This is a genomic window from Mycoplasma tauri (assembly GCF_016925555.1).
Taxonomy (GTDB): domain Bacteria; phylum Bacillota_I; class Bacilli_A; order Mycoplasmatales; family Metamycoplasmataceae; genus Mycoplasmopsis; species Mycoplasmopsis tauri.
In genome coordinates this window covers 711,202-727,706 of the sequence record NZ_CP070479.1, presented here as the reverse complement: position 1 = coordinate 727,706, position 16,505 = coordinate 711,202, and the positions used below count along the sequence as shown (strand labels likewise).

The window sequence follows — 16,505 nt, the reverse complement described above, 5'->3', positions numbered from 1 at the left end:
ATATTCTACACAAAACAAAAAGATACCTGAATTATATAGTGAACCCCAAAAGTTCGTCTAATTTATTTGGTCCAACTTTTTGGGTTCACTATAATTATGTTTGTATTTTTTTAAAATATTTTAGAATTTTATTTATTTGCTTATTTTATACATTTAAAAATCAAAAATAATATTTGAAAATATAATAATATAATATTATTATGAATTCAAGTAAAAACGAAGATTTATTAAATTCAATTGTTGAGAGTTATTCTGAGGAAAGTTTGTTTAAAAGCTTAACAAATAAATATCCAGAGTTTAATAATCACTATAAACTTTTCAATCAGATTTGTCCAGATGTTAATTTATTTGAAAGTTTTGATGATCAAATTTTTAAATCGTTAAAAAATAAAAAGATAGAATTTGACAAAAAAATTCACGCTATTGATAAAAGTGAAATTGAAAAACATATTGCAATAATGAGAAGTTTACAATATAAAAGAGAACTAACATTAGAACCAGAATGCCAAGCAAAAATTTTGTCATTTAGTTCAAATGAGCTTGACTCCCTTTTAAATTTAGAAACATTAGACAACGATAATCTAGATGATTCTAGTTTTCAAATTAATAATCCATCAATTTTGTATACCAATACTATAGAAGTTGAAGCTCAAACGGTGGATTTTAATATACTTAGAGTAAAACATAAGAATAAGAAGTAATAAATGTAATAAAATCGATTTTTATCAATTTTATATTTTTATTAATTTTTTATTTATACAAAACTAATAAAATATAATATTAATTAATATATTTATTATTATTTTGAGGTATTAGCATGAGCAAGAAGATTAATATAGCTATTGATGGGCCAAGTGGCGCTGGGAAGTCAACTGTTGCAAAAGCAGTCGCAGAAAAATTAGGATATGTATTTATAAATAGCGGTAGTGTTTATAGAACTGTTGCGCTTAATGCTTTGAATAATAATATTCCTTTTGATGATGAAAAGAAGATTGAAGAATCATTAGAAGAAATTGAAATTGAAATTGATGATGAAGAAAATATTTATCTTTATGGGACAAATGTTTTGGCGGAAATAAGAAGCGATGTAATTTCAAAAGGTGCATCAAAAGTTGCACAATACCCATCTATTAGAGAGTATGTAGTACAGTTTATTCAAGCCATAACAAAAAAATGTAAGGGTTACATAATGGATGGCAGAGATACTACTTTTAAAATCATGCCGCATGCTGAACTTAAAATATTCTTAACTGGAACGCCAGAAGTCAGAGCTAGAAGAAGAATGTGAGAAAACATGGATAGGGGTTTTGAAACCAACTATGATGTAGTTTTAGCAGAAGTTAAGGCTCGTGATTACCAAGATATAAATAGAAAAACAGATCCTTTACATATTGTTGAGGATGCTATTGTTATTGACACAACTAATATGGCTCTTGAAGAAGTTGTTGACATGATTGTTAACTTAGCAAAAGAAAGAAGCAAATAAATGAAGAAAAATGTAATTGCAATTATTGGTAAACCTAATGTTGGAAAAAGCACCTTATTTAATAGGCTTATTGGTAAAAATAGTTCAATAACTTATGATCGCCCTGGAGTGACAAGAGATAGGCTTTATGAGACATTTACTTGAAATGGCAAAGAAATAAATTTGATTGATACAGGCGGAATTGAAATTGAAAATAGAGGTTTTCAGGAACAAATTCAAATACAAGCTAAAATTGCAATTAATGAAGCTAACGTTATCATTTTTATGATTGATGGAAAATCTGATATAACAAGTGATGATAAATTGATTTACAATATGCTTTTAAAAAGTGGGAAACATATTATTGTTGTTGCTAATAAATTAGATAATATTTCACAGTTTGATTATTCATGGTATTCTCTTGGTGTTGACCATATTTTTAGAATTAGTGCGCTTCATGGTGTTGGAGTTGGTGATATTTTAGATGAATGTTTAAAATATTTAAAACTTGATGATGATATACATACTAATAATTTTAAATTATCAATAATTGGACAACCAAATGCTGGCAAAAGTTCATTACTAAATTATTTAGCTAAAGAAAATCGTTCAATTGTATCAGAGGTTGCGGGCACTACAAGGGATAGTGTTAAGAGTATAATCAACATTAATAATCATGAAATAGAAATAATTGACACAGCAGGAATCACTAGAAAGAGTAAAATTGAGGATCAAGTTGAACATTTTGCACTCAAGAGAGCTATGTCATCTCTTGACGAATCTGACTTATCTATAGTACTTATTGACTCAACGAGAGATTTAGCTCATTTTGATGCCAGAATCATTGGTTATGCTCTTGAACACAATAAACCAATAATAATTTGTGTTAATAAATGAGATTTAATAAACAAAGATGAAAAAACAATGGAAGTGTTTAAAAACAAAATGAAGAAGAGATTTCATTTTGTTCCATGGGTTCCTGTTGAATTTATTTCAGCAAAAACAGGATCAAGAGTAAATAAATTGTTAGACACTATTTTAATGGTTAAAGAAAACTTAGAAAAAGATATTAAGCCATCAATTCTTTCTAATTTAATAAGAGAATCTCAACTTATACAACCTGCACCATCCTATAATGGCGGTAGATTAGTAATTTATTTTGTTAGAAAAACTGATGACAAGGTGCCAACTTTTATATTTTTTGTAAATAATAGAAAATTTGTTCATTTTAGTTATCAAAGATTTCTTGAAAAACAAATTAGGCAAAATATTGATTTTAGAGGTTGTCCCATTAATATTATTTTTAAAAATAAGTCTGGCGGACTTGAATAAAAGGAATTCGATTATTGAATTCCTTTTTTTGTTATAAAATAGCAATTTTAAAAAAACAAGTTTAGGGCATTGAAACATATGGCTATATTTTAAGATTTCATATTACAAAATAAATATATAATTTAAATATTAATTAAAGTGCTTTATAATTTAAAATTATGAAAAAATCTAAAATAGGAGTAGATATAACGAAAATTAGTCGTTTTTTTAATAAAAGTGACGCCTTCATTAAAAGAGTTTTAAGTGATGCTGAATTGTTTGATTTTATTCAAATTGAAGACATAGAAGGAAAAGCTAAATTTTTAGCCGTAAGGTGAGCAATAAAAGAAGCAATATTTAAAGCTGATAATTCTTATGTCGCTTTTAATAAAATAACAATCAAAGAAATTGATGAAGGATACTTATTTAAAGGTTTTGATATATCTACAAGTAGTGAAGATGATTATATTATTGCCACTGTTTTAAGGTGTTAGAACTATAAGGGGTAAATGATGTTTATAATAAAGATGTTTTTCTTTTGATGATATTTTCTTTGACATTTGTGAAGAATAAATGTTTTTGCAAAAAAATATAGAAAAGATCCTGAGGGATATTATCCACAATATCGAAATAGTTGGCTGATTAATAAGGTGAAATTATTTTTATGATTTTATAGCATAAAAGTAAAAGTAGAAGGATATGAAAACATACCAAAAGGACCAGTTTTATTAACTCCAAATCATAAATCATATCTAGATCCAATTGTGCTTATTTATGCACTTAAAAAACAATCTAAAGAAGAAACTGAAAGAAATAGAATTGGGACATTCTTAGCTAAAATTGAATTATCAAAAAAGAAAATAATGAGGAATTTATTGAGTCTTATTGATACATTTTATATTAATCGTGAAAATATTAGACAATCTGTAAAAGTTTTAAATGAATTTGGATTATTCGTTAAACAAAATTCAACTTGTGGAGTTATTTTCCCAGAGGGTCATAGGATTGAAGATGAAGGCTTAGGTGAGTTTAAAAATGGTGCTTTTAAAGTTGCTGTTTCTAATTATTTACCAATTGTTCCTGTTGTAATTTGAGACACAAGAAAAGCTCTTAGCGCTTGCAGAATGAAAAAAAGAGTAATCACAGTTAAGTTTTTACCTGCTATGAAGCCTAACAATTTTTTAACTATGGATTCTCATGTTATAGCTAATAGAGTAAAAACAAACATTGAGGGAGCACTAAAAAATGAGTAAACAAAGTTTGTATTCAACAGATGATCATAGATATGATATAAAGTTAGAAAACTTTGATGGCCCGCTTGACTTGTTGCTTATGCTTGTACAAGAAAAAAATGTCGATATTATGGATGTTGACGTTTCTGAATTGGCTATGGCTTATTTAAACATTATTCAAAATTTACAAGAGCATGAAATTGATGTAGCAAGTGACTATTTAGTTATGGCTGCAACATTACTTGCTCTTAAAACAAAAATGCTATTTTACACACCTGAAGAAAAGCCCGAAATTGAAGAAGACAAGCGCGAATTGCTTCGCCGTTTGTATGAATATCAACAAATTAAGGAAGTTACAACACTTTTAAGAGAGAAAGAAAAAGAAAGAACTGAAATTTTCATTAAAAAACCAAGTGATATAGAAGAATTTTTGATTGATGATGATAAAAGCACTCTTGATGGGAATAGTACACCACTTAAATTAATAACTATATTGAGAAAAATGTTTGAAAGAACATATGCTCAACAACTTAGAAAAGCTAAATTAGAAACATTTAATTTAACTCCAAAAGATCAAATTCCTTTTATTTTAAACTTATTTGATTCATGTGATAAAGTGTCTTTTGAAATGATTTTTAATCAACCAAGTTTAAATCATTTTGTTATTACTTTTTTAGCTATTTTAGACTTAACAAGAAGACAAATTATTAGAATGTATCAGGATGAGCAATTTAGTTCAATAACATTTGAAAGAGGCCCAGAGTATGAAAAATAAAATTCTAGAAGCATTATTATTTATTCAAGGTGATGAAGGTCTAACCTTAGAACAAGTTAAAGACATTTTTGGCCTCAATACTATAGCAGAAGCTAGAAAAGTAATGAATGATTTTATTAAAGAATACAATGATACCGATGGTGCTTTAAAAGCAGTTAATTTTAATGAAGTTTATAAACTAGCAACAAGGGAAACTTTTAAGGAATACATCACTAAAATGGTTCAGGTTGTAAAAAAACACCGTCTTTCTAATGCTGCTATTGAAGTAGCTGGCATTGTAGCTTATAAACAACCTGTTACTCGTTCACAAATTAATAATATTCGTGGTGTAGCAAGCGAGCAAGTTTTAAATACCCTTTTGACTAAAGGTGTTGTCGAAGAAGTGGGTATTAGCCCTACACCAGGGAACCCAATTTTATATGGAATCACAAATAAATTCTATGATTATTTCAAAATTAAATCATTAGCAGAATTACCAAGATTGACAGAATTTAATTTCATTGATGGCACTGAAAATGAAAGTGATGACTTTAATTTATTTGACAGTCAAAGACAAGAAATATAGTAAGTGTTTTAAAAGCACTTCTTTATTTTTATTAAGGGAAAAATGATTAAGATAGTTGCTTCTAAGAATGATGCAGGCAGAAAAATATTAAAATTTTTACAAGCTATTTACAAATCTGTGCCTAGTTCTGTTTTTTATAAATTATTCCGCAAAAAAGACGTAATCGTTAATAAAGTTAGAATAAAAGATCCAAATTATTTAATTAATGAAGGAGATTTAGTAACTATTTATGGTCTTGATGAAAGTGAAAAATGTTTATATAAGTTTAATGAAAATTTAATTTTGAAATCAAAAATAATTTACGAGGATGAAAATATTTTAATTGTAAATAAATTACCTAATGTTGAAGTTCATGGATCTTTTAATTCATTAGACAATCAAGTACTTTCATATTTAAAATTTAGTCAAGAATCAAGCTTTAAACCTAGTCATGTAGGAAGACTTGACAAGGTAACCAGCGGAATAATGATATATGCTAAAAACTATGAAACTCTTGTTGAATTAAACAATAAAACAACCTTTTTTGAAAAAATATATACTTTTAAAAGTGATTATAAAGGCCCTGATGTAACATTAAATTTATATCTAGATCATAATGAAAATATGAAAAAAATGATAGCTTTTAATAGCAAAAGAAACATTAAATTACCAAAAATAATAACACACATTTTTTGCAAAGATGAAAAACAATATGCACAAATTTTCACAGGTAAAAAACACCAAATAAGAGCAACAATGGAATATTTAAAAAATCCAATTTATGGAGATGTTAAATATGGAGGAAAAAGAGCTAAAAGAGTATTTTTACATTGTTTAAAAGTTACTTTTATGTCTTTAAGCGGTAATTTAGAATATTTAAATAACAAATCATTTGAGTGCAATGAGGAGTGGTAAGATGGAAAAATTTGATAGAAAGAAAATGGAAGAAATTACAAAATCATTAATGTTTAAGGTTGATGAGCAAGCTATGATTGAACTTGAAAATTTATGAAATGATTTACAAAAGAGAATTTCTTTCCTTGATAGATTTAACTTAGATGGCATTCAGCCAATGACTCATATTAATAAGCAACCACAAATTAATTTTTTAAGAGATGATTACTTAAATGAAGTTAAACTTGAAAAGATTGAAAAAAGCGATGTTCTAGAAAATGCCGCTACTCATGATGATGATTATGTAACTATTAACAAGGTGGTTAAATAATGAAATTTATAAAAACTAGTAATTTTGAGGAAGCTCTTAATGAAATTAAAAATGACAAAAACAATTGTTTAGCAGCCTTATATGAGAAAAAAACAACTAGCATTAGTGGAATTTTATCTAACACAGTTTTTACAATAAAAGATAATTATGCAACAAAGGATAAAATTACAACAGCTTCAAGTTTGATGCTAAAAAATTTTAAACCATTATACAATGCTACTATAATTGACAAATTATTACATGAGGGGGCAAACCCTGTTGCTAAAGTTTATTGTGATGAATTGGCTCTTGGAGGAACAGGTAAACACAGCGCTTTTGGTTTAATAAGAAATCCTCATGATAAGGAAAGACTTGCTGGTGGATCTTCTAGTGGTTCAGTTGCAACTTTTACTGACAAAATTTCGTTTTCTATAGGTTCTGACACAGGAGATTCAGTAAGACTACCTGGAAGTTTTAATGGTGTTCCTGGATTTAAACCAAGTTATGGTGCAATAAGTAGATACGGACTTTTTTCTTTTGCTTCTAGTTTAGATACGGTTGCTTTTTTCGCTCACAATGTTAATGATATAGCTGTTATTTCTCAAGTTTTATTTGGTAAAGATGACAAAGATATGACAAGTTTAAATATAGAAATAAATAATATAGAAAAAACTAAACCTGAAAAAATTGGTGTTTTAGATGTCACGGGACTTGAAGAATTTGTTTCCTTAGAATATAAAAAACTTGTTGATGTTCTTTCTAAACAAACAAATATTGAGATGATAAAACCTGATGAAGACTTACTTAGAGCTATTAAGCCTGTTTATGAAATAATTTCATTTTCAGAAGCTTCAAGTAATTTAGCTAATTTATCTGGAATTGGCTTTGGAACAAGGGAATTTGGAAAAAATTGGGAAGAAATAATGACAAATTCGCGCTCGGAAGGTTTTGGAAAAATGGTACAAATTAGACTTGCTCTTGGTTCATTTTTCCTTCATTCTGAAAATCAAGAGGAGATGTTTTTAAAAGCCCAAAAAGTTAGAAGATTAATTAAAAATTATTATGATGATTTACATAGAAAATATGACATTATTATTTATCCAGCTTCTTCAGATGTAGCTCCTTTTATAGATGATACAAAAAATAAAGATCATGGATACATGGAGTATATATTAACGGGCGCGAATCTTGTTGGAAATCCTTCATTATCACTCCCATGAATTAAAAAAGATAATTTGTTTGTTAACTTATCAATTGATTCATTAATTTATACTGATAAAAAATTGCTTTCTCATGCATTATGGCTAGAAGATTTTCTTAGAGGAGATAAAAATGAATAATTTTGAAGTAGTGATAGGAATTGAAATACATTTAGAACTAAATACTGTTACAAAAATGTTTTCTCCAGCGCCAAATGATTTTTATGCTAAGCCAAATACAACTATTAATCAAATAGATCTCGCTTATCCAGGAACTTTACCACTTGTTAATAAGAAAGCAGTCATTTATGGAGTTAAATTAGCTAAAGCTTTAAATATGACAATTGACCAAGAAATGCATTTTGATAGAAAGAATTATTTTTATCCAGATTTGCCTAAAGGCTTTCAAATAACTCAATTTTATAGACCTATTGGTTCAAATGGTTATCTTGAAATTGACACTGAAAATGGCAAAAAAAGAATTAATGTTGAACGCATTCACCTTGAGGAAGATACTGCTAGACAATATCATGGTGATGTAACTCAAATTGATTATAACAGAGCTGGTGTTCCTCTTATTGAAATTGTTTCTAAACCAGTTATGTCAAGTTCTTCTGAGGCAGTCGCTTATGTTGATATGATTAGAAGGATCGCTCTATCATTGGGAATTTCAAGTGCCAAAATGGAGCAAGGATCACTACGCGCTGACATTAATATTTCTCTTATGCCAAAAGGAAGCAAATTTTTTGGTACAAAAGTTGAAATTAAAAACATGAATAGCTTTAAAGCAATTAAAAATGCTATTGAATATGAGATAAAAATACAAAAAGAACAAATTATTAAGAATCAAAAAGTGACCCAAGCCACAAAAAGATATGATGAAGAGTCACAATCAACAATATTAATGAGAGAAAAAACAAATGCCATTGATTATAAGTACTTTCCAGAACCAAACATTCCAATTATTAAGTTAACTGATGATTTTATTAATTCTATTAAGCTTAGTGAATTGCCATGGGAAAAAGAAAAGAGATATATCGATAGTGGCATTCAAGAAATTTATGTTAAAAGTTTGATAAATGACAATGAGTTATCTGATTATTTTGATTCCATGAATTATCCAGACAAGGATAGATTAAGTAAATTATTTTTTGCTGAAATAGTTTCATTGGCTAATAGTAAAAACATTCATCCATCTAGGTTGAATATTCAAAATTTCCATTTTGATTATGCAATTAAAAAACTTGATGAAGGTTTTATTTCTGGAAAGTCATTTAAGAAATTAATTCCTTTGTTAGAGGATTATGATGGTTGTGTTAAGACTTTAATTATAAATAATGATTTAATGCAAATTAGTGATTCAGAAGTTATAACAAATTGAGTAAATGAAACAATTAATAACAATGAAAATGTTATTTCAGAATACATTGATAGACCTGAAAAGGTGGTTAAATTTGTTTTAGGTAATGTTATGAAATTATCTGCAGGCAAAGTTGATCCTATAAAAGCAAATGAAATATCTATATGCATATTAAATAAAAAATTTCACAAATAAAAAAGACAAGCGCAAGTGTTACGCTTGAACTTACTATTTAGAAAAGCAATTACTTGCTTTTTTCTTTTATATCAATTTTTCAGTTGTATTTGTCTATTTCATAACGATATTTTTCATTAAAAGTATATTTAAGAGTTTTTATTTCAGGAAATATGTTTTCTGATAAAAATTCTACAAAATTGAATGACATTATCATAGCTAAAACATCGTTGTGACAATACTGTTTAAGATTATCTAAATTTTTGTTTCACATATTGTCACCGATTAGACCGCAATATCTTTTGATTGCCAAAGCCATTGCTTCGCTTCCATTATGCACACCCTCTAGTTGTGGATAAGGTGTAATCATATGATCAAGTTTTAGCTTTTCAGCAGTTATAAATTTCTCAATTTTTTTAATTGAATTAAATCCTTTTAATCCTTTTAAGTAAATATTAAAATTAAGAATAGATTCTAGTCCTTTTTTCTCATCCTCATCCGTTTCATGAATTTTTGAAATTGTTTGATCTGGTTGATCATTGATTGTAAATAAAACATTTGAGCTATCTTTATTTGATTGTTGCATTTCGACTATAAAGTTTTTACTGCTAAATGAAGCAGTATCTAAAATTTTATCTTTTCAGCTGTTTTGTAGTGAAATTAGTATATTTTGATAATGTTCATTTTCATTTTTATCTCTATATGATTTGAATAATTCCATAAGGTCAATAGTATTATTGTTAATGTATTCTTGGAATTTTTTTACATCATAAGGGGTTATGTCAAAACGTTTTTTTAATTCATGTACGAATTTATCATCATTTTGGTGTTGTATAACTCATTCCGCTATTTCAAGATTTCTTGAATTTTCAAATCCTTTGTTATAAACAACATATTTATTTCCTTGCCTATCGTATAGGTTTTTCAGTAAAAATATTAAATCAAAAATTTCAATTTTCAGCGGGTCAATAACAATATCTTCTTGTGTGTTATTAACGATTTTGCCATTTATTGTTTCAATTATAGAAACTTGATTCACTACTTGTGAATATGGAACAAAATCATCGAAAACTGGAATAATACTCATAAATGATTCATAGTCATATCAAACAATTTTTTCATTTTTTATATGTAAAGAGCTTAAATATTTTTCTATTGCATAAGAGTTAATAAAATCATCTATTTTTTTTGCTATTTCCACTTTTTTTCTATGTTTGTTTAATGAGTTGATAAAACCATTTTTTAAAATTGCATTACTTTTTAAATCCATGAATACCAATTTACTAAACATTAAATCTTGACCCAATAATGCATTGACATAATTTTTGTATAAAATGGAATTTAACCCAATAGACTCTCTGTAATCTTTGTAATCTCCATAAAATTTAGCTTCTGTGAATTCGGAAAAATCAGGTTTATTTATGAAGTATGATTTTTTTATGTATTCAATTTGGTCTTCAAAGCTTCCAAGATATAATTTATCGTCAAAAATATTTGAATTTTTAGGTAAACTAAATCTAGAAACACCATCTTTGTATTGTCATTTTGGATTTAAAAGCCCACAATTATTTTTTATGCATTTTAAATAATTAAAATTTTGGCTAACGGGTTCATTATTAAGAGTTATTTGTAGATCGCTTTTATTTCATAATCATCCTTGTGAAAAGTACAATGAAAAATTATGTCTATTTTTAAATAATGGGTTTATGTTTTTTGGAAGCGAGCTACCTTTTTCCATTCAGGTTTTTCTATCTATTGATTTTTTATTTTTCCCCATATAACAAAGGTTTGTACAAATAAATTTAACATTCCCCTTTTCTAAAGGGTAAGACGTATCTATAATTATTACTTTTATATCATTTATAGGTAAATTTAATGATTTTTTTGCAACTTCATATGCATATTTAGTGCTAAATAAATTTTGATTTGTTGTAGATGTTTTTAGTTTAAATAAATAAATTGTTGAATTAGTTTTATCATATGCAAAAACATTTGAAACTACATCAAATTCACCTGTTTTATAGGTAAAAAACGGATTTATAAGAACTTCAACATTATTATTTTCTAATTCTTTATTTGTTTCAAAAAATTTTGACTCAGTTGTACCTTTTGACGAAATAATTTTAATCGATTTATTTTTAAAAAGAGTATCAAATGCTCAGTTATTTAGTTGTTTTTTAACTTTATCAAAAATATTCATGTTGCCGTCAACAGTTTGAATAGATGTATCAAAATATATATTTAATAAATTATTTCAAATTGTTTGACCAACTTCATCCTCTAATTCCGTATCATCTTCGTCTAAGATATCATCATCGTAAATATTTAGGCAGTTCAATGTGTCTTTTGATTTTAATGGTGTAATGTATTTTGATTCAAAATCTAACTCACTATTTCATAAAAAATATCCTTGGTTATAAAAGGATTTTATATATTGTCTTTCTGTTATTTTTTTATCTCTATTCATCTTCAACTTCATCTCTGAAATCTTCATTTATTTCTTCTTCAGTGCCAAAAATTCCAGCTTTTAGTTCATTCAATGTATTTTCAATATTTTCATTTTTTTGATTATCATTTTCCTTGGTTTTAAATTTAAAAGATGAATTTTTTAGCATTGGTTCATCTTCTTCGTCAGTGAATAAGAAAACAGGTATTATAATTGGTCTTCTTCTTTTTTCTTTATAAAATAGAGCTTCTAGGCGATCTATGACTAATTGTTTAAGTTCAGTAACGTTTCAATTTTCCTTGTTCCTAATATGGTATAAAACTGCACCATGTGCTATTCTTTTAGCTTCTTCCACAAGAGGTAGTGAAGTTTTTACATAAAAACTTCCACGACTAATTAATTGTGCTCTACCAAGTATTTCATTTTTGTTTTTATTTATTGTCATTACAATATTTACAAAACCGCTACTTGCTAATAGGTTTCTTTCTTTAAGAACAGCTCCATTAACACTAAAAGTAGAAATACCATCAATATAAATTGGTCCATATTCTATTTTTTCATTAGTAGGTATTATCGTGTTGTTTATCATGTTAAAAACTTGACCATTTTCAGGGATATAAATGTTTTTTGGATCGACTCCATTTCTAACAGCGCTTTCACCATGGGTCATGCACATTCTATATTCACCATGATAAGGTAGGAAAAATTTAGGCTTTGTTAATTGAAAAATCTTGTCATGTTCACTCATGTAAGCATGACCTGAAGTATGAAGATAGCCATCAGGTCCATTTTCTTTTATGATGGCACCTAATTTTGCAAGTCTGTTTATAAGAAGTTCAACAACCATTCTATTTCCAGGAATTGGGTTTGATGAAAATATAATCATGTCACCTTTTTCAATTTTTACGCTAGCATGTTTACCATAACTCATTCTTGAGAGAGCAGCAAGTTGTTCACCTTGACTTCCTGTTGTTAAAATTAATAATTCATTATCAGGTACTTTGGCTGCCTCTTTTTTCTCAACAAATATATTTGCCGGTGCTTTTATGTAGCCTAATTTTCTACCAATTTTAACGCCTTGTACCATTGATCTACCAAAGCACACAACTTTTTTCTTTAATTTCACTGCCAAATCAATGATTGCTTTTACACGGGTAAGGTTTGAAGCAAATGCAGTTATTATTGTTTTTCTAGTAGCTGAACGCATGTGTTTTTCTATATCAACAAGAATGTCATTTTCACTAGGTGAATGAAAGGGACGCATTGCATTTGTTGAATCTGAAAATAGCACTGTTAAACCTTGTTTTCCAATAAGATCTAACTTGGTAAAATCTGTATAAATTTCTCCAATAGGGTTGTAGTCAAAACGGAAGTCACCAGTACACATTAGAGAACCATTAGGAGTTTTAACTCTTATCCCAAAAGCATCTGGAATTGAGTGTTGAGCGGATCAAAAATCTACTTTTATGTCTTTTCCAAAGGTATATTCTGCATTTTTTTCCATCTCAATAAACTCTACTTTATGAGTAATTTTATGCTCTTCAAATTTTAATTTTAGGTATTGAATAGCTATTCTAGGAGCAAAAATTTTCTTTAAATGGACTTGTTTTGCTAAGTAAACTACACCTCCAATGTGATCTTCGTGTCCGTGAGTTATAAATAGTCCTTCAATTTGGTTTTTTCTATCAACTAAATATTTGTAATCAGGGATGATTCCCTTTATTCCTGTTGTTGCTGTATCTGCAAATTTTATACCAGCATCAATAATTACAATTTGGTTATTGTGTTCTATAATTAATGTTGATTTACCAATTTCTTGTACGCCACCAATAGGAATTAAGCGAGTCGGTGTCATAAGACCTCCTAAGATTTTTTTAAAAAAAATATTATTGATAATAAGTAAATTATTAATTTAATTTTTACATGAAAATTATTGTTTTTATCATATCAAATATTCTGAAATAATATAAAAAAATAACCATAAAGGTTATTTATAGGTTTCATCTTTGAAATATGGTACGTCGTGCAGGGTTCGAACCTGTGACCCGCTGGTTAAGAGCCAGCTGCTCTACCGACTGAGCTAACGACGCATAAAAATCATTTAAATTATACCATAATTGATGAAACAAATGATTTAATACATGATTCCATCGTTTTTGCTAACTAATGGACTAACAACATTAAATGTATAAAAAATAATAAACATGTTAAATCATATTTTTACAGGGCTAAATAAAATGTGTTGGAACATAAATGTTATTATTTTTCCTGAACCATTTGATCCTGTAGTTGCAGTAAAATCTGCATATGATAAAAGAGGGACATTAATAAGTTCTATAATTGCTGAAAAAATTACAATTGGCACTATAACTAAGTACTTTTTCGTTTGCATTTTAAATCTTGCAACTATTAAAAAAATGATCATAGCACAGTATCCAGATGACATAAGAAAGAAAAGGCCTAATTTTGGTAGTCCGAAACCATAATTTTTTATGACTTCAGCATCAATCACTTTAAAAACAAGGAAAGAAATTATCAAAATAATGAGGCTTACAGTTAAGATTGATGAAAGAAGATTTACGTTTAATAACTTATTATGAGAACCTATTACCATATTAACTTTTCTTTTTTCATTTATTAATATGATTTTATTTTCGATTTTTGTTATTTTTTTGCTATTAATATCTTCAAGTCTTAATTTCTCTAATTTTCTTGTTAATTTATAAATTTTGTTTTCATAATTCGCATCTTGATATTGGCCACCAAACATGTATTTTAATATTTTAAGAAAAATAAAACCAACTAATCCTGCTATAACCCCATCAATAATTGCTGCCAATGTATAGTAAATGTTGTAAAAAGTCGGAAATAGTGCAAATGATATTAAATCACTTATTAAACCAACAAAGCCACCCACAAATGGGCCAAAAATAAACCCACTAATTTTAATAGGCAAACCAATAAAACTTATTTTATAACTTGGAATTGATATAAAAGGTACAAATGATGCAAACACAATAAAAATAACAACAGAACTAGCTATTAGAATTCCTATAAATGAAATAGATCTAATGGTTAATTTAGGGAAAATATAAAAATTAGAGAATAATTTTTTTATATTGCTTTGGCGTTGTTCTTTCATGTTTCCTCGCACATTATTTAATTGTCTTATTATATAGATTTTAAAATTAAATAGTGGTAAAATGTTTATTAATCTAATTTTATTTTAGAAAGGTTAGAAAAAAATATGAATTTATTTGAAAAAATTAGTGTTGAAAGAAATGATTACATGTTATTATCCGCAACTTTTGCTGATGAAATAAAATGTGAATGTTTAATAAAAAAACAAGGAAAAATTACCGAATATTTTGACAAAAATCAAGCATTTATTTACTTTAAAGACAAAACCAAATTAACATTTTTTGAGCTCGAAAAAACATTTAAAAATTTAGCTCAAAATGCAAATAGAAATTATCAAGTTGATTTAAATTCTTTCTCAACAGATGTTTTATCTGTTGAAATGGTTGCTGATGCATTTATTCGTGCTGTTTATTTTGTTAAAGGTGAAATTTATGATGTTAAAACCGGAGATAAACCTGAAAATTATGAATTAGTGCCTTATGTTGTACAAACAAGCAAAGAGCTTGAAGAAAGTGTCTATAAATCAGTTGTTTTAGCAAAATCTGTTAATTTTGCAAGAAATCTTCAAATTACACCTCCAAACATTTGTAATTCAGAATATTTGGCAGATTTTGTTGCTAAAGATTTATCTCAGTACAATAATTTAAAAGTTACTGTTTTAAATAAAAAACAAATTGAAGAAAATGAAATGGGTCTACTTTTATCTGTGAACAGAGGTAGTGTTTATGAACCACGTGTTGTAGTTATTGAATACAACGGTGATCCAGATTCAAATGAAAAAACAGTTATGATTGGTAAGGGTATCACATTTGACTCTGGTGGATATTCTCTTAAACCATCAAGAAGTATGTTAACAATGAAATTTGACATGTCAGGCTCAGTTATTGTTGCTTCTGCTATGAAATCTCTTGCACAGCTAAAACCTAAGAAAAATGTTGCTGCAATTATGTGTATAACAGATAACAGAGTTAATGGAGACGCTTCAATTCCTGATTCAGTTTGAAAAGCAATGAATGGCAAAACTGTTGAAATAAATAATACTGATGCTGAAGGTAGACTTGTTATGGCTGACGGTCTTGTTTATGGAGCTAGAAAACTTGGCGCAACTCGTTTAGTTGATGTTGCAACATTAACAGGCGCTATTGTTATTGCTCTTGGGCAAACCTATACTGGTGTATGAGCGACAACTGATAAGGCTTGAGATGATTTATTAAAAGCATCAAATAGAGCACATGAATTAGTTTGAAGAATGCCATTTGATGAAGAATTTGGTAAAAATATTAGATCATCTAAAGTTGCAGATTTGAAGAATACTGACCTTTCAGGTAATGCTGGATCATGTTCAGCTGCAATGTTTTTAAAAGAATTCACAGACAATATTGAGTTTATTCATCTTGATGTGGCCGGTACAGCAGAAATTAATGAAGAGCCTCAAGGAATTATGGTAAAAACATTAGTAGAGCTTAATTTAAATTAAATTGACATGGATAATTAGAATATTTAATAAACTAAAACTTCTTTTTTATAGATTTTTTTGTAAAAAAACATGATAAAAAAATTAAATATTTTTAAATTCTTATTTTGTTATAATTTAATTGATCGTAGTTATATATAAACAACGAGTTGGAGAAATCCAACTCTTTATTATTTTAAA

15 protein-coding genes and 1 tRNA gene are annotated in these 16,505 nt (G+C 27.5%); 12 read left to right on the top strand and 4 right to left on the bottom strand.

Features of this window, described 5'->3' with window-relative positions; genetic code table 4:
- The first annotated feature begins 200 nt into the window (after nt 1–200).
- The 11 genes from JS510_RS03185 (at nt 201) to gatB (ending at nt 9,285) form a co-directional block, all read left to right on the top strand.
- Nucleotides 201–701 (top strand): hypothetical protein, encoded by a 501-nt coding sequence (locus JS510_RS03185; RefSeq protein ID WP_205517312.1) that lies wholly within the window; start codon nt 201–203, stop codon nt 699–701.
- A 116-nt stretch (nt 702–817) separates the two neighbouring features.
- Nucleotides 818–1,486 carry a (d)CMP kinase gene (gene cmk, locus JS510_RS03180; protein WP_205517311.1) on the top strand — a complete coding sequence of 223 codons (669 nt, stop codon included), beginning with the start codon at nt 818–820 and terminating at the stop codon, nt 1,484–1,486.
- Nucleotides 1,487–2,797 carry a ribosome biogenesis GTPase Der gene (gene der, locus JS510_RS03175; protein ID WP_205517310.1) on the top strand — a complete coding sequence of 437 codons (1,311 nt, stop codon included), beginning with the start codon at nt 1,487–1,489 and terminating at the stop codon, nt 2,795–2,797.
- A gap of 158 nt (nt 2,798–2,955) precedes the next feature.
- The gene (locus JS510_RS03170; protein ID WP_205517309.1) at nt 2,956–3,270 is read left to right on the top strand and encodes a 4'-phosphopantetheinyl transferase superfamily protein; all 315 of its coding nucleotides are present in this window, start codon (nt 2,956–2,958) and stop codon (nt 3,268–3,270) included.
- Nucleotides 3,271–3,288: 18 nt separating this feature from the next.
- Complete coding sequence (locus JS510_RS03165; RefSeq protein WP_205517308.1) at nt 3,289–4,029, top strand: lysophospholipid acyltransferase family protein; 741 nt, start codon at nt 3,289–3,291, stop codon at nt 4,027–4,029.
- Nucleotides 4,022–4,783, top strand: coding sequence for a segregation/condensation protein A (locus JS510_RS03160; protein ID WP_205517307.1), 762 nt, complete (start codon nt 4,022–4,024; stop codon nt 4,781–4,783). Before JS510_RS03165 ends, JS510_RS03160 begins: the two co-directional genes overlap by 8 nt.
- A complete protein-coding gene (gene scpB / locus JS510_RS03155; protein ID WP_205517306.1) occupies nt 4,773–5,348 on the top strand; it encodes an SMC-Scp complex subunit ScpB in 576 nt (191 codons plus the stop codon). Before JS510_RS03160 ends, scpB begins: the two co-directional genes overlap by 11 nt.
- Before the next feature lie 42 nt (nt 5,349–5,390).
- The gene (locus JS510_RS03150; RefSeq protein WP_205517305.1) at nt 5,391–6,242 is read left to right on the top strand and encodes a pseudouridine synthase; all 852 of its coding nucleotides are present in this window, start codon (nt 5,391–5,393) and stop codon (nt 6,240–6,242) included.
- A gap of 1 nt (nt 6,243) precedes the next feature.
- Entirely contained in the window at nt 6,244–6,552 is a 309-nt protein-coding gene (locus JS510_RS03145) for an Asp-tRNA(Asn)/Glu-tRNA(Gln) amidotransferase subunit GatC (RefSeq protein ID WP_205517304.1), read from the top strand.
- Nucleotides 6,552–7,871, top strand: a complete 1,320-nt coding sequence (locus JS510_RS03140; protein ID WP_205517303.1) for an amidase family protein — start codon at nt 6,552–6,554, stop codon at nt 7,869–7,871. The genes JS510_RS03145 and JS510_RS03140 overlap by 1 nt, the downstream gene beginning before the upstream one ends.
- Nucleotides 7,864–9,285: an Asp-tRNA(Asn)/Glu-tRNA(Gln) amidotransferase subunit GatB gene (gene gatB / locus JS510_RS03135; protein WP_205517302.1), complete on the top strand. Its 1,422-nt coding sequence runs from the start codon at nt 7,864–7,866 to the stop codon at nt 9,283–9,285. The genes JS510_RS03140 and gatB overlap by 8 nt, the downstream gene beginning before the upstream one ends.
- 49 nt (nt 9,286–9,334) lie before the next feature.
- Here the strand turns inward: gatB and JS510_RS03130 are convergent, their stop codons facing one another.
- The 4 genes from JS510_RS03130 to JS510_RS03115 all read right to left on the bottom strand — a co-directional run bounded on the left by JS510_RS03130 (nt 9,335) and on the right by JS510_RS03115 (nt 14,852).
- On the bottom strand, nt 9,335–11,758 hold the full coding sequence (locus JS510_RS03130; protein ID WP_205517301.1) for a DUF2779 domain-containing protein: 2,424 nt from the start codon (nt 11,756–11,758) through the stop codon (nt 9,335–9,337).
- Nucleotides 11,724–13,565, bottom strand: a complete 1,842-nt coding sequence (locus tag JS510_RS03125; protein WP_205517300.1) for a ribonuclease J — start codon at nt 13,563–13,565, stop codon at nt 11,724–11,726. The genes JS510_RS03130 and JS510_RS03125 overlap by 35 nt, the downstream gene beginning before the upstream one ends.
- A 159-nt stretch (nt 13,566–13,724) precedes the next feature.
- Nucleotides 13,725–13,800, bottom strand: a tRNA-Lys gene (locus JS510_RS03120).
- A gap of 44 nt (nt 13,801–13,844) precedes the next feature.
- Entirely contained in the window at nt 13,845–14,852 is a 1,008-nt protein-coding gene (locus JS510_RS03115; protein WP_205517299.1) for an ECF transporter S component, read from the bottom strand.
- A 105-nt stretch (nt 14,853–14,957) separates the two neighbouring features.
- Between JS510_RS03115 and JS510_RS03110 the strand changes: the two genes are divergently transcribed.
- Nucleotides 14,958–16,328, top strand: a complete 1,371-nt coding sequence (locus JS510_RS03110) for a M17 family metallopeptidase (RefSeq protein WP_205517298.1) — start codon at nt 14,958–14,960, stop codon at nt 16,326–16,328.
- The last annotated feature ends 177 nt before the right edge of the window (nt 16,329–16,505 follow it).